Annotated in this window: 14 protein-coding genes; 8 read left to right on the top strand and 6 right to left on the bottom strand. The window is 67.6% G+C overall.

Annotated features, from left to right (window positions below; all coding sequences use genetic code 11):
• The first annotated feature begins 11 nt into the window (after positions 1–11).
• From QTH86_RS25250 to QTH86_RS25225, 6 genes are all read left to right on the top strand, one after another.
• Positions 12–788 (top strand): uroporphyrinogen-III synthase, encoded by a 777-nt coding sequence (locus tag QTH86_RS25250; RefSeq protein WP_286648917.1) that lies wholly within the window; start codon positions 12–14, stop codon positions 786–788.
• Positions 785–1,867 (top strand): uroporphyrinogen-III C-methyltransferase, encoded by a 1,083-nt coding sequence (locus tag QTH86_RS25245; protein WP_286648916.1) that lies wholly within the window; start codon positions 785–787, stop codon positions 1,865–1,867. Before QTH86_RS25250 ends, QTH86_RS25245 begins: the two co-directional genes overlap by 4 nt.
• A gap of 13 nt (positions 1,868–1,880) precedes the next feature.
• Positions 1,881–3,161, top strand: a complete 1,281-nt coding sequence (locus QTH86_RS25240) for a heme biosynthesis protein HemY (protein ID WP_286648915.1) — start codon at positions 1,881–1,883, stop codon at positions 3,159–3,161.
• 181 nt (positions 3,162–3,342) lie between these two features.
• Positions 3,343–4,524 (top strand): polysaccharide biosynthesis/export family protein, encoded by a 1,182-nt coding sequence (locus tag QTH86_RS25235; RefSeq protein WP_286648914.1) that lies wholly within the window; start codon positions 3,343–3,345, stop codon positions 4,522–4,524.
• Between the two features lie 12 nt (positions 4,525–4,536).
• Entirely contained in the window at positions 4,537–4,974 is a 438-nt protein-coding gene (locus QTH86_RS25230; RefSeq protein WP_286649124.1) for a low molecular weight protein-tyrosine-phosphatase, read from the top strand.
• Positions 4,974–7,232: a polysaccharide biosynthesis tyrosine autokinase gene (locus tag QTH86_RS25225; RefSeq protein ID WP_286648913.1), complete on the top strand. Its 2,259-nt coding sequence runs from the start codon at positions 4,974–4,976 to the stop codon at positions 7,230–7,232. The genes QTH86_RS25230 and QTH86_RS25225 overlap by 1 nt, the downstream gene beginning before the upstream one ends.
• Positions 7,233–7,304: 72 nt before the next feature.
• Here QTH86_RS25225 and QTH86_RS25220 read toward each other — a convergent pair whose 3' ends face one another.
• From QTH86_RS25220 to QTH86_RS25195, 6 genes are all read right to left on the bottom strand, one after another.
• A complete protein-coding gene (locus QTH86_RS25220; protein WP_286648912.1) occupies positions 7,305–8,537 on the bottom strand; it encodes a glycosyltransferase WbuB in 1,233 nt (410 codons plus the stop codon).
• A gap of 43 nt (positions 8,538–8,580) precedes the next feature.
• Positions 8,581–9,936, bottom strand: coding sequence for an O-antigen ligase family protein (locus tag QTH86_RS25215; RefSeq protein WP_286648911.1), 1,356 nt, complete (start codon positions 9,934–9,936; stop codon positions 8,581–8,583).
• Positions 9,933–10,976 (bottom strand): hypothetical protein, encoded by a 1,044-nt coding sequence (locus tag QTH86_RS25210; RefSeq protein ID WP_286648910.1) that lies wholly within the window; start codon positions 10,974–10,976, stop codon positions 9,933–9,935. Before QTH86_RS25210 ends, QTH86_RS25215 begins: the two co-directional genes overlap by 4 nt.
• Positions 10,977–10,998: 22 nt before the next feature.
• On the bottom strand, positions 10,999–11,967 hold the full coding sequence (fcl, locus tag QTH86_RS25205) for a GDP-L-fucose synthase (RefSeq protein WP_286648909.1): 969 nt from the start codon (positions 11,965–11,967) through the stop codon (positions 10,999–11,001).
• 165 nt (positions 11,968–12,132) lie between these two features.
• Positions 12,133–12,819, bottom strand: a complete 687-nt coding sequence (locus QTH86_RS25200; RefSeq protein ID WP_286648908.1) for a sugar transferase — start codon at positions 12,817–12,819, stop codon at positions 12,133–12,135.
• 444 nt (positions 12,820–13,263) lie between these two features.
• A complete protein-coding gene (locus QTH86_RS25195) occupies positions 13,264–16,308 on the bottom strand; it encodes a ribonuclease E/G (RefSeq protein WP_286648907.1) in 3,045 nt (1,014 codons plus the stop codon).
• Positions 16,309–16,857: 549 nt separating this feature from the next.
• Between QTH86_RS25195 and QTH86_RS25190 the strand changes: the two genes are divergently transcribed.
• Both QTH86_RS25190 and QTH86_RS25185 read left to right on the top strand, forming a co-directional pair.
• Entirely contained in the window at positions 16,858–17,886 is a 1,029-nt protein-coding gene (locus tag QTH86_RS25190) for an RluA family pseudouridine synthase (RefSeq protein ID WP_444814080.1), read from the top strand.
• Positions 17,883–18,551: an HAD family hydrolase gene (locus QTH86_RS25185; protein ID WP_286648906.1), complete on the top strand. Its 669-nt coding sequence runs from the start codon at positions 17,883–17,885 to the stop codon at positions 18,549–18,551. The genes QTH86_RS25190 and QTH86_RS25185 overlap by 4 nt, the downstream gene beginning before the upstream one ends.
• Positions 18,552–18,556: the final 5 nt, after the last annotated feature.

Raw genomic sequence — 18,556 nt, 5'->3', positions numbered from 1 at the left:
TCGTCGCGCGGATGAATCGCCGTGTGATCGTCACCCGACCGGCGCACGAGGCGTCGCGTTGGGTCGACGCCTTGAACGGCGCGGGACTGCGCGCCGTGGCCTTGCCGCTGATCGCGATCGAGCCGCTGGAAGATGCCGGCGCATTGGCGGCCGCGCGCCTTGCCGTGGTCCGTCAGGACGCGCTGATGTTCGTGAGCGCTGCCGCGGCGTCGCACTTCGTCGACGCCCGCGTGGCGGCCGACCTGGCCGCGGACCCCGCGCCGCGCTGCTGGGCCACCGGCCCCGGTACCGTGCGGGCGCTGCAGGAGGCCGGCGTGCCGGCATCGTGCATCGATGCCCCGGGCGACGATGCCGCGCAGTTCGATTCCGAAGCGCTGTGGGCCGTGGTGCGGCCGCAGGTCGTCGCCGGCACGCGGGTGTTGATCGTGCGCGGCGGCGACGTTGCCGGCCAGCCGGGCGGGCGCGACTGGCTGGCGCGCACGGTCCAGTCGGCCGGCGGTGCGGTCGAGGTCGTCGCGGCGTACCGCCGGCTCGCGCCGATCTTCGGCGAGGCCGAGCGCCGGCTGGCGATCCAGGGCGCCACCGACGGCAGCGTGTGGCTCTTCAGCAGCTCGGAAGGCATCGCGAACCTGTGCCAGGCCGTGCCCGAGATCGATTGGCGCTCCGCGCGCGCCGTGGCCACCCATCCCCGCATCGGCGAGGCTGCGCGCGCCGCCGGTTTCGGCACGGTCGCGCTGTCGCAGCCGGGGCTGGCCGCCCTGGCCGCGTCGATAGAATCGTTCCAATGAGTTCCGTGTCCGCGACCCCCGATGAAACCGTGCCGGAGCCTGTCGCGCGCACCCCGATGCCGGTGACCGCCGTGCCCCCTGCGTCCCTTGGCGCCGTGATGCTGTCCCGCATCGTCCTCGGCCTGCTATCGCTGATGGCCCTCGTCGCCTTGGTGCTGGTGATCGTGCTGTGGCAGAAGGTCGGCGGCATGCAGGAGCAGCTCGCCCGTCAGAGTGCGGATGCAATGGCGCAATCGCTCGAGGCGCGCACGCTGGCGCGGCAGGCGCACGAGACCGTGCGCGATACCGCCGCCCGGCTGGCGCTCACCGAAACACGCGTGGCCGAAGTGGCATTGCAGCGTTCCCAGCTCGAGGAACTGATGCAGAGCCTGTCGCGCTCGCGCGACGAGAACCTGGTGGTGGACATCGAATCGGCCGTGCGTCTGGCGTTGCAGCAGGCACAGGTCACCGGCAACGTCGAGCCGCTGCTGGCGGCCCTCAAGGCGGCCGACGTGCGCATCACGCGCGCCGCCCAGCCGCGGCTGGCGCCGCTGCAGCGTGCCGTCCAGCGCGACGCCGATCGCCTGCGGGCCACCGCCAGCGGTGATGGCGGCGAAGCGCTGCAGAAGCTCGACGAACTGATGCGCGGCGTGGACGACCTGCCCACGCTCAATGCGGTCGGCGTGCGCAGCGGTGGCACCGGCGCCTTGCAGAGCGAGCCGATCCCCGCCGATGCGCCTTGGTGGAAGCGCATCCTGATGGCGGCGCAGGCGGAGGCGCGCTCCCTGGTGCGCGTGGGCCGCATCGAACGGCCCGAGGCCGTGCTGTTGTCGCCCGACCAGACCTTCTTCCTGCGCGAGAACCTCAAGTTGAAGCTGCTCAACGCACGCCTGGCATTGCTGTCGCGCCAGGTCGACACCGCGCGCAGCGAACTGGCGCTGGTGGCGGCGTCGCTCAACCGCTATTTCGACCCGGCCTCGCGCCGGGTGCAGACCGCGGCGACGCTGCTGCAACAAGTGCAATTGCAGGTCCGCACGGCCGAAACGCCGCGCGTCGACGATACGCTCGCCGCGCTGTCCACCGCCGCGGCCGGCCGCTGAACGTCGACGACCCATGCGCGCTGCTCTCTGGCTCCTTGCGCTCTTCGGCATCGCCGCTGCGGTGGCGCTCTTCGCGGGCAACAACCAGGGCACGATCACCGTGTTCTGGCCGCCGTGGCGCGTCGACCTCTCGCTCAACCTGGTGCTGCTGCTGCTGGCCGGCACCTTCGTGCTGCTGTACGCGGCGCTGCGGGCGTTGGCGGCGCTGTTCTCGCTGCCGCAGCAGGCGCGCCAGTGGCGGGTGCAGCAGAAGGAACGTGCCCTGCACACGGCACTGCTCGACGCCATGGTGCAACTGATGGCCGGGCGCTTCTCGCGCGCACGCCGCGCGGCCATGGCCGCATTGGCCCAGGAGCGTGCGCTGGAGGCGCTCGATGTCGCACTGCCGCAGGCGCGCCAGCTGCGCGTGCTCTCGCACCTGCTGGCGGCCGAGAGCGCCCAGTCGCTGCAGGATCGGGCCGCGCGCGACGCGCACCTGCAGCAGGCCCTCAACGAAAGTGCCGAGCGTGGGGTGCTGAGCCCCGAGACGCGCGAAGGCGTGCAGTTGCGTTCGGCGCGCTGGGCGCTGGAAGACCATGACCCTTCAGCGGCGCTGGCGCGCCTGAAGGAATTGCCGCAGGGCGTGCAGCGCCGCACGCTGGCGCTGCGCCTGCATCTGAAGGCGGCGCGGCAGGAGCGCCGCACGCTCGAGGCGCTTCAGACGGCCCGTTTGCTGGCCAAGCACCGTGCCTTTTCCGAGGCGGCGGCCCAGAGCATCGTGCGCGGCCTGGCCATGGAACTGCTCTCCGGCGCCCATGATGCGGCGCAGCTGATCCGCGCCTGGGCCGACCTCGAAGCCGGCGAGCGCGAGATGCCCGAAGTCGCCATTCATGCGGCGCAGCGGATGGTGGCGCTGCACGGCGATCTGGCCGTGGCGCGGGGCTGGCTGCTGCCCGTGTGGGAGTTCATGGTGCGCCATCCCGACGGTCTGGTGGGCAGCTTGCGGGTGAAGCTGGTCCGGGCTCTGGAGGCCGGTCTCGCATCGGTCGACGCCGACTGGCTCGCGCGCATCGAGTCGGCGCAGCGCGGCAATCCGCGTGACGCCAACCTGCTGTACCTGGCGGGCATGGTGTGCATGAAACGCCAGCTCTGGGGCAAGGCGCAGCAACTGCTCATGCAGGCCGGCATGGCTTTGCAGGATGTCTCCTTGTACCGGAGCGCCTGGCGCGCTCTGGCGCAACTCGCCGAAGCGCGCGACGATGCATCCGAGGCCATGGCCGCCTGGAAGCGCGCCGCGCAGACAGAAGACCTCTGATTTCAGTCGGGTGTTAGGCGGGTGCGTTGGGGGGCTGCGCGGCCTCGCAACGCTTGGAAATCGGCGCACCGTGCAATTTTTCACGGGTTTGATCGCATGTCAGAAGATGTACGACCAGAAACAATTCAAGCACGGGTCTAGAGCTGAGGTACAGTAGGAACTGTTTCCAAAAGTATTCATTTTGGTCAACGCGGAGCCAGGTTTGAAAAGTTTCTTAGTACATGCCGCCCTGTTCACCTCTGCAGCACTGCTGCTGCAGGGCTGTGCCCCGTTGGGCCCGGGCTTCAGTTCGGCCAGCGGTGATGCTGATCAGGCCGTGTCGCCTTCCGGCTTCTCGGGGCCCAATGAGGATCCGCCGCCGCCCGGCGCCCTGACGGCGATCACCCCTGCGCTGATCCAGGCGCAGCGTGCCAACGCGGTCCGGCCCGTCCCGCCCGAGGTCCAGGCCCTGGTTGGCGAGGCCGAGCAATACCGCATCGGCCCGGGCGACGTGGTGGGGATCGTGGTCTACGACCATCCCGAGATCGCGTTCAGTGCCACGCCGGCCACCACCGTTGCCGACGCGGCCAGCATTTCGCCCGCCCCAGGCTTCATCGTGTCCAACACCGGGCAGCTGACCTTCCCGTATGCCGGGTCCGTCACGGCGGCGGGCATGACCATCCAGGAACTCGAGGACATGCTGGTTCGCCGCCTGTCCCGTGTTTTCAAAAACCCGCAGTTGAGCGTGCGTGTGACCGCGTTCCGCAGCAAGCGCGCCTACATCGAAGGTGAGGTGCGCGCGCCCGGCCTGATGGTGTTCACCGACATCCCGATGACCCTGGCCGAAGCGCTCAATCGCGCGGGCGGTCTTTCAACCAACGGGGATCGTTCCCTGATCACGCTCACGCGCAACGGCAAGACGATTCCGCTCGATCTGGTGGCCCTCACCGATGCGGGTGTCGACCCGACCCGCATTCCGCTCAAGAACGGCGACCTGGTGATGGTGCGCGGCCGTGACGAACGCAAGGTGACGGTGATGGGCGAGGTGAGCCAGCAGGCCGCGATCCCGATGCGCAACGGCCGTCTGAGCCTCAACGACGCGCTGAGCGAAGCCGGCGGGGTGAACCTGAGCCAGGCGAACCCGCGCCAGATCTATGTGGTGCGCAACGAACCGACGGGCGGCCGGTCGCTGTTCCATCTGGATGCGCGCACGCCGATGGCGCTGGCGCTGGCCGACCAGTTCGCGCTGCGTCCGAAGGACGTGGTTTTCGTCGATCCGGTGCCACTGGTGCGCTGGAACCGCGTGATCAGCCTCATCCTCCCGTCCACGACCACCGCCACGTCCGTGCGTGAGTTGAGTCGGCCGGTCGGCGGCACGAACTGAACGATCGTGTCCATCCGGAACATCCTGATCGTGTGCATCGGAAACATCTGCCGCAGCCCCATGGCCGAAGGCCTGGTGAAGGCGGCCTTGCCCGATCGCCAGGTCACTTCGGCGGGCCTGGGTGCGCTGGTCGGACAGGGCGCTGATCCGATCGCCTGCGCGCTCATGAAGGAGCGTGGGCTGAGCATCGATGCGCATCGCGCGCAGCAGATCCAGAGCGACATGTGCCGGCGTGCCGATCTCATTCTCGTGATGGACGGCGGGCAGCGCCGCGAGATCGAACAGCGCTATCCCTTCGCCCTCGGCCGCGTGTTTCGCCTGTGCGAACGCTCCGGCCAGGACGTGCCCGATCCGTACCGCGCCGGTGACAGCGCCTTTCGCACGTCCTTCGCGCTTATCGAGAACGGCGCGCAGCAGTGGGTCCAACGCATTTCAAGAGTGTCCAGCTGATGAATTCCACATTTCCCCATTCCACCAGCGCTGTCCCGTCCAACGCCGTCGATGACGACGGCGATCTCGACGTCGGCCGCTATGTCGACGTGCTGCTGGCGCACAAGTGGCTGATCCTCGCCATCACGCTGGTGGTGCTCGCGATCGGTACGGCCTATGCGCTCCTGGAGCGTCCGGTCTATCAGACCGAAGTGCTGATCCAGGTCGAAGACACCGAAGGCAGCGCCAGCAAGGGCGTGCTGGGCGAAGCGGCCGGGTTGTTCGACGTGCGCACGCCGACCAGCGCCGAGATGGAAATCATCCGCTCCCGGATGGTGGTGGCGCCCGCGGTGGAGGCGACCAAGCTCTACATCTCGAGCAGCCCGCGCTACATCCCCTACATCGGTGGCTGGCTGGCCCGTCGCTCCAATGCGCTGTCCGACCCGGGCTTCCTGGGCTTCCAGGGCTATGTGTCGGGCACGGAACGCATTGTCGTGTCGCAGTTCGACGTGCCCGCCCCGCTCGAAGGCGCGCTGTTCCGGGTGACGGCCAAGGGTGGCGGTCAGTACACGCTGGAGCATCCGCGTTTGGCGACGCCGCTGACCGGTACGGTGGGATCGGTGCTCAACGCGCAGACCGAAGAAGGCCCGATCACGCTGCAGGTCGACCAGCTTGCGGGAAAACCGGGCGCGGAATTCGACCTGGTGCGATCGGGCAAGTTGCCGACCGTCTCCGGCGTGCAGTCTGAGTTGGCGCTGAGTGAGCGCGGCAAGACCTCCGGCATCATCGCCGTGTCGATGATGGGCAGCGACCCCTACAGGATCACGCGCGTGCTGAATGCCGTCGGCGCGCAGTATGTTCGCCAGAACATCGAGCGCAAGGCGGCGGAGGCCCAGAAGACCTTGGCTTTCCTGGATGTGCAGCTGCCGCAGTTCAAGAAGCAACTGGAAGCATCGGAAGAGGTCTACAACCGCTTCCGCAACCAGAAGGCCACCGTGGCGTTCAACGAGGAAGCCACCGCGGTCCTGACCGAGTCCGTCGACCGGCAAACCCGTCTGCTGGATGCCCAGCAGCGCCGCCGCGAACTCGAGAGCCGCTTCACGGCCGCGCATCCGTCGGTGCAGACCCTCGATACGCAGATCGCCGCGCTGCAGCGCGAGATCGCGAACATCCAGACGCGCATCAAGGGGCTGCCGGCCATCCAGCAGGAAGCCGTGCGCATGGAGCGTGACGTGAAGGTCAACACCGAGCTGTACCAGTCGCTGTTGAACAACGCGCTGCAACTGCGCCTGGTCAAGGAAGGCAAGGTCGGCAACGTGCGCGTGCTGGACGAGGCCGTGATTCCGGAGGTGCCGGTCAAGCCCAACCGCAAGGTCATCGTCGGCGCTGCGCTGGCACTGGGGCTGTTCCTCGGCATCGTCGTGGCCTTCCTGCGCAACGCCTTCATCGAGCAGCGCATCCGCGATCCCCACGAGGTCGAAACGCACACGGGCCTGCCGGTGTTCTCCACGATCCCCATGAGCAATGCCCAGGATGCGATCGCCAAGCGTCGCCTCACCGGCGCCACCGGCGTGCGGTTGCTCGCGATCGAGCATCCGGACGACCCGGCCGTCGAAAGCCTGCGCAGCCTGCGCACGGCCATGCAGTTCGCGATGCTGGAATCGCCCAACAACCGTGTGCTGATCACCGGCGCGACGCCGGGCCTGGGCAAGAGCTTCGTGTCGGCGAACTTCGCGGCACTCATGGCGGCGGCAGGCAAGCGCACGCTGCTGATCGACGCCGACCTGCGTCGCGGCCATGCCCATCAGTACTTCGGGCTTCAGCGTCATGGCGGCCTGTCGGAGCTCATCGCGGGCAGCCTGACGGTGCAGCAGACGGTGCATCGCCAGGTCGTTCCCGACCTCGACTTCCTGGCCACCGGCCAGCTGCCGCCGAACCCGTCGGAACTGCTGGTCTCGGAGTCGTTCAAGGCGACGCTGGAGCGGCTGTCCGAACTCTACGACCTGGTCGTCATCGATACACCGCCGGTGCTGGTGGCGGCCGACACGATGACGGTGGCGATGCATGCCGGCACGGTTCTGCTGGTGGCGCGTGCGGACCAGTCGACGATGGGCGAGCTCAAAGAGAGCGTGCGCCGTCTGTCGCTGGGCGGACGGGCGGCCACAGGCGTGCTGCTGAACGCCATGAACGTGGACAAGCGGGCGTACAGCGCCTACAAGTACGGGCGCTATCGCTACACGAACTACAACTACGAAAGCATCCTGCCGGACGAGCAGTGACAAGGCGCGCAGTTGCCAGACAAAAGAAAGGACCGCCAAGGCGGTCCTTTTTCATGAGGCCGTGGCGATGCCTTATCGCGGTGGGAGCGCGATGCAGTCCAACAGATCGCGTTCGAAACGCGCCAGCACCGCGTCGTGGGCCACGTGTTCCTCGGCAAAGCGACGGGCGCGCTCGCCGAGGGTGCGGCGCAGCGGCGCATCGGCGGCCAGGGCCTGCAAAGCGGCGGCGAAGGCAGTGGCGTCTTCCGGTGGCACGATGCGGCCGCATTGCGCGACCACTTGCCCCAGCTCGGTCTCGGGTCGGGCGCCGGCCAGCACCGGGCGGCCGCTGCTGAGCATGCCGGTGAGCTTCGAGGGCATGACCAGGTCGGCTGCATCGGCACGTTGCGGCAGCAGGTGCACGTCGGCCAGGCCCAGCAGTTCGCCCAGCCGCTCGACCGGCTGGAGGTCCAGGAAATGCACGTTGGGCAGGCCGGCGCAACGGGCCATCAGCCCCTCGCGCCCGGCACCGTTGCCACAGAAGACGAAAACGATGTTCGGATCACTGCGCGTCTGCAGGGCCAGGTCGGCGAGCAACTCCAGGCCTTGTTTGGCACCCATGTTGCCCGAGTACAGCGCGACGACCGCATCGTCGGGGATGCCGAGTTCGCGGCGGTAGGGGCTGGGACGGGACAGCGGCTGGATGGCCGAGACATCGGCCCAGTTGGGAAAGGACCGCAGCCGCTCGGGGGCGACTCCCTTGCTGCGCGCACGTTCCAGCATGCGCTGCGAGATCGTCGAGACACGGTCGAAGCGCTGCATCAGGTGGCGTTCGCCGCTGCTCACGATCGAACGCAAGCGCTCGCCTTGGAGCAGACCCAGTTCGAAGGCGGCATCGACCTCGTAGTCCTGGATGTGCAGCCAACTGCGGGCCGACCGCATGCGGGCGAACAGCAGGCCCGCTGGCGTGCAGAAGAGCGGTGGCTCGGTCATCCAGACCACATCGGGCTTCCAGCGCCATTGCGCCAGAAGCGCCGGGATGCTGGCGATCGCGAAGCTCGCCAGATGCAGCAGGCGGCGTGTGCCGTTGACCTTCCGGGGCACCCACAGCGGCGTGCGGAAGACCTGGGCGCCATGCCATTCCTCACGCGTGTAGCGGCTGCCGCTGTAGCCGGCGCGCACTTGCCAGTCGGGGTAGTACGGCGGTGCGGTGACGACCCGCACGTCGTGCCCACGCTCGGCGAGCCAGGCGACCATGTCACCGGTGTACTTGCCGATGCCTGTGAGTTCGGGTGCGAAGTTGATGCCGTAGACGAGGAGTTTCATCGATGTGAGGGAGCATGAGACCCGGCGTCCGGCCCGCCCTGTCTCACGGGGACGAAGAACGCGTCGAGAAGAAGTCGCCCGACGGGTATCGGAAGAGGAGGAGGAAGTATCCCAGCAGGACGCCCAGCAGTGCGTTGGCCGTCAGCTGACCGATGGCCGGCCAGGTCATCAGGCCCACCACCACGGCGATCCACAGCACCATGGGGAAGGCGGTGTGTCGAAGGATCGACAAGCGCAGTGCGTAGGCCAGGCCACCGACCAGCACGGCGAGCTTGAGTGCCACGAAGGCAAAGCCGAGCAGACCCCCTTCCAGGACGATCCGACCCGTTTCGGATTCGGCCAGGGCGAAGTTCGCGCCGCCGTGGTACAGGGAGGCTGCCAGGTTCGAGCCGGCCCCCAGGCCCTTGCCGAGCCAGGTCGTCTGCGCGAGCACCCGTGGTTCGCCGATGAAGGTCGCCAGCAGGCGTTCCCAGAAGTCCTCGTCCGAGGCGGCCTGCTCGAAGCGCTGCTGCGTGACCAGGATCGCATCGGAGAAGAAGAAAAGGAATCCGGCGGCGAGCACCGCTGCCACCAGCGCGGCACCGAGGGCGGCCGGCTTGTCACGCGTTCTGGCGAAGACGAGCCGTGCGATCAGGTACGCGCCGAGCATCACGCCGGCCGAAATCACGCCCGCGCGCGAACCGCTGACCACGCTGCCGACGATGAAGGCGCCGAAGCCGGTCAGTGCGAACAATCGTTGGATGTTCGTGCGCTTGCGTGCGCCCAGGAGCGCGAACACGGCCGGAGCGACCAGGAGGAGGTAGGCCGAGTAGCCGGAGGTGAAGCTGAAGGTACCCGTGGTCCGCACCACGCCGGCGATCGCGACAAACACCGTGTCTTCGTCGCCGTCCAGTTGGCGGTTGATGGCGGCGCCCGGCGGCGAATAGTGCTGCAGCACCGCCAGGGGCGCCAGGACGATCATGACCAGAACGGCCATGCGAATGGCCGCGTTGAAGTCGGCCTCGGTCATCGCGGCGGCGGCGGCCACGGCGAACCAGATGTACAGCAACCAGAAGCGCAGGCCGATGACGAAGACGGTCGGCGAGCTCTCGCCGCCGACCAGTTGCATCAGGCCCCACCCGATCACCAGCAAGGTCCAGGCGAGCATGGCGGTCACCACCTTGGGATAGCGGCGAAGGTGGCCGCCCCGCCAGGCGTGCAGCACCAGGTAGACCGCCAGCAAGTCACGCAACAGGATGAGCGGCAGGGTGGACGAGGAGGCCACCCACTTGCGGATGGCGCCTTCGAAGGCCACGATCAGGAAGACCGCCAGGAAGACACGGCCGGCGCGGCTGAGCGTCGCCGTGGAGCGGCCCGCGGCGCGCGTGGCGACGTGATGGGTCGGGGCGTGGCTGCTCATTGCAGAACCTTCGTGCTGCGCACGGCGGTGCCGGAGGCTGTCGTCGGGTGCTCGATCGGCGCACCGGCCCGTGCTTCGTTGCACAGTGCCTGAAGGGCGGCGGTGTGGGCGGCGGCGCAGTGCGGCTCGTACCACCGTCGTGCGGCACGCCCGATGAGCCAGGGGTCCAGGTTCTTCTTGCCGTCGAGCGCGCCGAAGCCCGCGGCGTAGTGCACATCGGGCTGCATGCCGTCGTGTGCCGCCAGCTCGGGCCAGAGCATGATGGGACAGGTACCGTGCGCGGCGTAGGCCGCGAAGATGCCGCTCTTGCCCGCGTAGTCGGCCGGATAAGACAGAACGCCGAAGCGCGCCGTTGCCAGTGCCTGGCTCACCTGCTCGGCGGGCAGCATGCCGTGTCGGACCACACCGGCCTCGGCGAGCGAATTCGCCAGCGTCGCATCCTGCATCGGTTTGCCGATGTCGTGAATCCGCAGGTTGTGGCGCTTGGCGAAGCGGAAGATCTCGCCGTCGCCAAAGACGTAGGACTGCGAGCGGATGGCTTCGCTGCCGAACACGACGATCGAGGCCTCCCGCTCGTTGTCCAGCACCTCGGGTTCGCCCACGTTCGAGAACACCGGAAGCACGCGGTGCGGCGCGCTCGCGTTGTGCGAGCGCAGCCACTGCGCCGCCAGCTCGCGGTTGGTGAGCCAGAAGTCGGCCTGATCGAGCAAGTCACGTGCGATGCGCTTTTGGATACCGCTCAGCCAGAAGGCCGAACCCCAGGGCGGGCCGGACGCGTACAGCTCGTGGAAGACCACACCGAAGACCTTGAAACGCGTGCGAAGACGCTTCGTTTCTTTCAACAACCAGGTCGGCACGCCGCGCTTCTGGAAGCCGTAGCCGCTGAAATGGAGCAGCAGCATGTCGCCCGACCATCCGCGCGTGTCGGTCTGTGCCGTCAGTTCCTGGATCGGTGCGTCGAGCGACCTGCCGAGCACGGACGCGTAGTCGCGCACACCGCCGCCGCCGGGCGGAATCACGGAGAGTGAAGTGGCTTGCATGCAGCAGTGTGAGCGATTCCGGTCACGCGGCCACGGGCACGCGCGAAAGAAAGTCCTGGTAGGCGCGTTCGATCCCCTCGCGCAGTCCGACCTGCGGCGCCCAGCCCAGTGCCCGCATCCGCGTGATGTCGAGCAGTTTGCGCGGCGCGCCGTCGGGCTTGCTGGTATCCATGCGGATCTCGCCCTGGTAGCCGATGACGTCGCCGACCAGGCGCGCGAGATCGGCGATGGACTGGTCCTCGCCGCTGCCGACATTGATGTGGCTGTTCATCGGCTCGGTGCAACCGGCATAGCGCTGCGGCTCGAGGTTCATGACGTGCACGCAGGCCGCCGCCATGTCGTCGACGTAGAGGAATTCGCGCTTGGCCTGGCCGGTGCCCCAGATCACGACATTGGCGGCGTTGGTTTCGCGGGCCTCGTGGAAGCGGCGAATGAGCGCCGGCAGCACATGGCTGTTGTCCGGGTGATAGTTGTCGCCGGGCCCGTACAGATTGGTCGGCATCACGCTGCGGTAGTCGGTGCCGTACTGGCGGTTGTAGCTCTCGCAGAGCTTGATGCCGGCGATCTTGGAGATGGCGTAGGGCTCGTTGGTCGGCTCCAGCTTGCCGGTGAGCAGTGCGTCCTCGGCCATCGGCTGCGGTGCGAGCCGGGGGTAGATGCAGCTTGAGCCGAGGAACAGCAACCGTTGCACGCCGCTGCGCCACGCCTGGTGGATCACGTTGGCTTCTAGCATCAGGTTCGAGTACAGAAATTCGGCCGGGTAGGTGTTGTTGGCGTGGATGCCACCGACCTTGGCGGCGGCCAGGTACACCTGATGCGGCTTTTCCCTGGACAGGAAGTCGCGAACGGCGGCCTGGTCCGTCAGGTCCAGTTCGGCACGCGTGCGGGTGATGATACGGCTGTATCCCAGGGATTCGAGGCAGCGGACGATGGCACTTCCCACCATGCCCCGGTGGCCGGCCACATAGATGGGCGAATCAAGTTGGTTCATGCGTGTGTTGTGCCGGAGTGTGCGAAAAAGTTGCGGTGCGCGGCTCTCGCGGGCGGTCGAACTGCCTGGCGTCGACCACAAGAGGAAATGACAGGCGATGGAGCGTGGCGCGCATCATCCCTTTTTTATCGTCCGGCCGGAAGACCGAGGAAGCAGACCGAACGCTCAGCGCGAACCTTCGCCGGAGATCACCGCCGTGGCCGTCTTCGCGAGGATCTTCAGGTCCAGCCAGAGCGACCAGTTGTTGACGTAGTACGCGTCCAGTTCCACGCGCTGGGCGTAGGACAGCCGGTTGCGGCCGCTGACCTGCCAGAGCCCCGTGATCCCCGGTCGCATAGCGCAGTAGTGTTCCCAATGGCGACCGTAGAGGCTTCGCTGGCGCTCCATGCAAGGCCGGGGGCCGATCAGGCTCATGTCGCCCTTGAGCACGTTCCAGAACTGGGGCAGTTCGTCCAGGCTAATCTTCCGGATGATCCGGCCCAGCGGCGTGATGCGCGGGTCCTTTTCAAGCTTCTGGAAGGTGTCCCACTGGGTGCGGGCTGCGTCGTTCTTGCTGAGGTAGTCGTCCAGGATGGTTTCGGAGTCGCGCACCATCGAACGGAACTTGTAGAAGCGGAAGCGCTGGCCGCCTTCGCCAATCCGGACCTGCCAGAAATGCACCGGTCGCCCCATGCTGATGGCGACGCCGAGGGCCACGGCGAGGTACAGCGGGCCGAACAGGGCGAAGAACACCAGCGCGGCGAGGATGTCGACGCTCCGCTTGATGCCGCGTTGGGTACGGGTCAGCTGACGGGGCGAGGCCGTGATGGGAATCGGGGACGAAGGCTCGCCGCCGCCTGGAAGACGCCGCATCAGATTTCCTTGCGCAGTCGAATCGGTACGAAACATGGTTTTCCCCTCAGGGGCTACTTCACAGCGGAAGTGGCGTAACGCTTTAATACTATTGGCAAGAATTTGAACACATTGGTTCTAGTTTGTCGTGTCGGCAAAAGCCGTACGCCTTTCTGCTGAATGCAAAACCGTGCACTACTTCACATCCACTGTGTTTGTGCGGTGCAGCATTCTAGGCATGAAAGTAATTCTTTCGGCTGACGGATACATGAGGACACGCAAACAACGATTCGCGAACGAATGGCGCTCGGGTGGCGACGGTGTGATGGACAGGAATTGAAGGTGTCGCAGCGCTGATCGGCTGACGCACGAGGCGAAAGAATCGCCGCCGCCATCCGGATGGAGGCGGCCGGACCCTTTGCAAGAAAGAAAGGAGGCCGCCATTGCAGCGGCCTCCGGCGGGACTCAGCGGTTGTCGCCGGCCTCGCGCTCGAACGGCAAGGTGGTCGCCGCCAGGTTGCGGCGCGTCTCGACCAGAACCAGTGGGCCGTCATCGATGACGATCGCCGGCGGGCGCTCGCGCGACACGTGGATCGGCTTGGGCTCGTTGGCGATCGCCGCGCGCACCTGCGCGACGCGCTCGGCGTCGGAATTCACCCATTGCAGGCCCGAGCCCTCGGCGACCTGGGCGAGGTCGGCCAGCGGCAGTTCGAAAGGCTGCACCTTGGGCAGCGGACGCCGGCCGTGGCGGGGCGGGACCGCTTCGACGGCGACAGGCGGAGCGACCGGGCGAGCTACGGGTTCGGCACGACGCGCTGGCGGTGTCACTTCGGCGGGCGCCTCGATGGGGGCCAGCACCACAGGCGCCTCGGTTTCGACGCCGTCCGCCTCGGGAAGCGGTGTCACGGCGGCGTCGTCACCCTCGCGCGGCGCGCGTTCGCGGCGGTCGCGACCGTAGCGGTCGCGCGTGCGGCCGCGCCGCTCGTCGCCATCGCGACGCGCCGACGGGTCGGCCGAGGGCGTGGCGGCGTCCTGGCTGGTCTCGAGCCCGTCCGATGGCAGATCGGCCATTTGGCCGGCCTGGCTGTCCGAACGGACGGTGCCTTCGCTGCCACGGCGCTCGCGGCGACCTTCACCGCGCGGTGCGCGCTCTTCGCGGGGGGCGCGCTCCGACGCTGCGGCGTCGGCAGACGGGGTCTCGCCATTGAGCGCGCGCGTCGGCATGTCGCCGTTGCTGCGTTCCCGCGCTTCGCCGTTGCGTTCACCACGCTCGCGACGTTCGCCTCGGCCGCGCGGTGCGCGCTCGACCGGGGTGGGGAGGCTGTCGCTGTCCGCGACCGCTGTCGGCAACTGGTCCTGCAAGCCCTCGGTGCCTTCCAGCGACACCGGACGATCGGTGTCACGACGCTCGCCGCGTCCATTGCGGCGTTGTTCGCCGTCGCGCGGGCCGCGGCCTTCGCGCGGTTCCCGGGGCTCACGCGGTTCACGGGCTTCGCGCACCGGTGCGTCGCTGCGCGCTTCGGTGCTGCGCTCGCCGTTGCGGCGCTCTCCACCGCGTCCACCGCGGCGCTGCTCGCCATCACGGCCGCCACGTCCTTCGCCACGTCCGCCGCGGCGTTGCTCGCCGTCGCGTGCTGCTCGGGATTCACCGTCGCGGCTACCGCGGCCGTCGCGACGTGTGGGCTTGGGCGCCTCGACAGGAATCGCACTGGCGGGCATCGCGGTCGGCGTTTGCGCGGGCGAAGGTGCCGAAGCACCGCCGCCGAACAGGCTCTTGATGAAGCCGAAGAAGCCGCGCTCGGCCGGTGCTGGCGCCGGTGCAGCCACGGGGGCGGCGGGCGGCGTCACAGCAGCGGCGACGGTCGCCGCCTGAACGGGTTCGGCCTTCGCCGGCACCACCGGTGCCGGTGCGTCCGGCAGCACGCCCTTGATCACAGGCGTCTGCCGGTTGGTCGGCTCCTGCGACCGACGGGTGACCGAGGTCGGGTCTTCCACCTCTTCGGCCATCCTGTAGCTGGCTTCGATGTGGTCCAGGCGCGGGTCGTCGTGCTTCAGGCGTTCGAGCTTGTAGTGGGGCGTCTCGAAAGTCTTGTTCGGCACCATCAGCACGGTGACGCGCTGCTTGAGCTCGATCTTGGCGATCTCGGGGCGCTTCTCGTTCAGCAGGAACGATGCCACTTCGACCGGCACCTGCACGTGCACGGCGGCCGTGTTGTCCTTCAGGCACTCTTCCTGAATGATGCGCAGGATCTGCAGCGCGCTCGATTCGGTGTCGCGGATGTGGCCCGAGCCGCCGCAACGGGGGCAGGGGATCGACGAGCCTTCCGACAGCGCTGGCTTCAGGCGCTGGCGGCTCATCTCCATCAGGCCGAACTTGCTGATCGAGCCGAACTGCACCCGGGCGCGGTCCTGGCGCAGCGCGTCGCGCAGGCGGCTTTCGACCTCGCGGCGGTTCTTCGACTCGTCCATGTCGATGAAGTCGATGACGATCAGGCCGCCCAGGTCGCGCAGGCGCATCTGGCGGGCCACTTCGTCGGCGGCTTCGAGGTTGGTGCGGGTGGCGGTCTCTTCGATGTCGCCGCCCTTGATGGCGCGGGCCGAGTTCACGTCGATCGACACCAGCGCCTCGGTGTGGTCGATCACGATGGCGCCGCCCGACGGCAGTTGCACCGTGCGGGCATAGGCCGATTCGATCTGGTGCTCGATCTGGAAGCGGCTGAACAGTGCCGCGTCGTCGCGGTAGCGCTTCACACGGGCGGCATGCTCGGGCATGACGTGCGCCATGAACTGCTGCGCCTGCTCGTAGATGTCGTCGGTGTCGATCAGGATGTCGCCGATGTCGTGATTGAAGTAGTCACGGATGGCGCGGATGACGAGCGACGATTCCTGGTAGATCAGGAACGCGCCCTTGCCGCCCTTGGCGGCGCCGTCGATGGCGGTCCAGAGCTTGAGCAGGTAGTTCAGGTCCCACTGGAGTTCGGGCGCCGCGCGGCCGATGCCGGCGGTGCGCGCGATGATGCTCATGCCCTTCGGGTACTCGAGCTGGTCCATCGCTTCCTTGAGCTCGGCCCGGTCGTCGCCCTCGATGCGGCGCGAGACGCCGCCGCCGCGCGGGTTGTTCGGCATCAGCACGACGTAACGGCCGGCCAGCGACACGAAGGTGGTCAAGGCGGCGCCCTTGTTGCCGCGCTCTTCCTTCTCGACCTGCACGACCAGTTCCTGGCCTTCGCGGATCGCATCCTGGATGCGGGCCTGGCTGGCCGACACGCCTTCGGCGAAGTACTGCTTGGAGATTTCCTTGAATGGCAGGAAACCGTGGCGGTCTTCGCCGTAATCGACGAAACAGGCTTCGAGCGAGGGCTCGACGCGGGTCACGACCGCCTTGTAGATGTTGCCCTTGCGCTGTTCGCGCCCTTCGATCTCGATCTCGTAGTCGAGGAGCTTCTGCCCATCGACGATGGCCAGGCGGCGTTCTTCGGCCTGCGTGGCATTGATCAGCATCCGCTTCATGATGCGTTGTCCTTGTATGTCGTTCTACCGGCCCATGACGGGCCAACGATGCACGGACGACGCCTGCGAAACCAGGGGAATTGCCGCTGTTCCTTCACCATCCTGCCGGACGCCGCGCAAATGCAGTCGGCCGACCAGAGCGTCAGCTCAATGACAGTGGAGGAGGGGGCGCGTGGATGGGCGCGAGCCCGATGTGGTGTTGACGCGCCACGTTGTGGGTAGCGGGCTGCGCGACAGGGGTCGCGCGGGCCGCTGTCGATCCGATGCCGCGGGCCGCTGGCAACAGCCAGGTGGGCCAGCGCAGGCACAGTTGAATCAACAGCATCAACACAAGAGAACTCGCTTCAATCCGCCGGCCGCTTGGAGCCTGCCGGCTGGGTATTCCGTATCGGTGTTTCGTGGGCGTCGGCTTGACTTGTGCGCCTGGCCTGCCACTTTGCGCTCTAGCGCGGGGTTTGCAGGCTCGAGCACCAAAGTGGCATCGACCTTCCAGCGCTTTTGGCGGTGCTCTAAACTTCTGTTTAATCAAGCACTTACAAGACCGCGCTGGTGAAAAACATTATAGGTGCGAAGCCGGAGCCCGGCGCGTCCGAAGTACGTTTTATGACAGTCGATGAAGAATCGGCGGGTCAGAGGCTGGACAACTTCCTGTTCCGTCAACTCAAGGGTGTGCCGAAGACGCACGTCTACCGGATCATCCGGTCGGGCGAGGTCCGCATCAACAAGGGCCGCGTCCAGGCCGACACCCGCATCGCGACCGGCGACGTGCTGCGGCTGCCACCGGTGCGCGTGGCGGCGCGCTCCGAAGAGGGGGCCACGCCGCCCGCGCCCGCCCGCGAATTCCCGCTTCTCCATGAAGACGACGCGTTGATCGCCATCGACAAGCCCGCCGGCGTGGCCGTTCATGGCGGCAGCGGCGTGAGCTTCGGCGTCATCGAGCAACTGCGCACCGCCCGCCCCCAGGCGAAGTTCCTCGAACTGGTGCATCGCCTGGACCGGGAAACATCCGGCATCCTGCTGGTGGCCAAGAAGCGCAGCGCGCTCACGGCGCTGCAGGACCAGTTCCGCGAGCGCGAAACCGGCAAGACCTACCTGGCGCTGGTCGAGGGCGTCTGGCCCGCCAACAAGAAGGTGCTGGACACACCCTTGGCCAAGTACCTGTTGCCCGACGGCGAGCGCCGCGTGCGCGTCGTCGCCAAGGACCATCCCGACGCGATGCAGGCCGTCACACTGGTACGCGTGCTGGCGGCGGTGACCCTCCCCGGCGACGCGACACCGATGTCGCTGTTGGCCGTCACCATCAAGACCGGGCGGACGCACCAGATTCGCGTGCATCTGGCCTCTGCAGGACATCCGATCGCCGGCGACGACAAGTACGGTGCGTTCGAGCGCAACCGGGCCTTGCAGAAGTGCGGGCTCAAGCGCATGTTCCTGCATGCGTGGCGGCTCCAGTTCAACCACCCTGCGACCGGCGAGCGAACCGCGCTCCAGGCCGACCTGCCGCCGGAGCTCGCCACCCTGATGCCGCCGTCTGCCACGGCCGCCCTTGCCATCCCGTTGTCGACTTCTTCTCCATGACCGAACACTCCCCCCAACGCTTCGACCTGATCGTCTTCGACTGGGACGGCACGCTCTACGACTCCACGCAGCTCATCGCGCGCTGCATCCAGTCCGCCGTGGTCGACGTCGGCGGCGCCATGCCGAGCGAACGCGACGCGGCCTGGGTGATCGGCCTGGGCCTGGCCGAGGCGTTGGCGCGCGCCGCACCCGACGTGCCGCGCGAGAAGTATCCCGAGCTGGGCGCGCGCTACCGTTATCACTACCTGCAGCACCAGGACGACGTGATGCTCTTCGACGGCGTGCTGCCGATGCTCGATGCGCTCAAGGCACGCGGCCACCTGCTGGCCGTCGCGACCGGCAAGTCCCGGCGCGGCCTGAACGAGGCGCTGGCCGGCGCGCCGATGCGCCATCGCTTCGACAGCTCCCGCACCGCGGACGAGACCCACGGCAAGCCGCATCCGCGCATGCTGCTTGAACTGATGGAGGAATTGGATGTGCCGGCCGAGCGCACCCTGATGATCGGCGACACCACGCACGACCTGCAGCTGGCGCTCAATGCGGGCTGCGCCAGCGTCGGCGTCAGTTACGGGGCGCACGAGCCGGACAGCTTCGCGCCCTTGAATCCGCTGCATGTCGCCCATTCGGTCGACGATTTGTCCGGCTGGCTGCTCGACAATGCCTGAGCCGG

Source organism: Variovorax sp. J2L1-78 (assembly GCF_030317205.1).
GTDB classification, from domain to species: Bacteria; Pseudomonadota; Gammaproteobacteria; order Burkholderiales; family Burkholderiaceae_C; genus Variovorax; species Variovorax arabinosiphilus.
The sequence above is the reverse complement of the archived record's forward strand: the minus strand, read 5'-3'. Positions and strand labels throughout refer to the sequence as shown.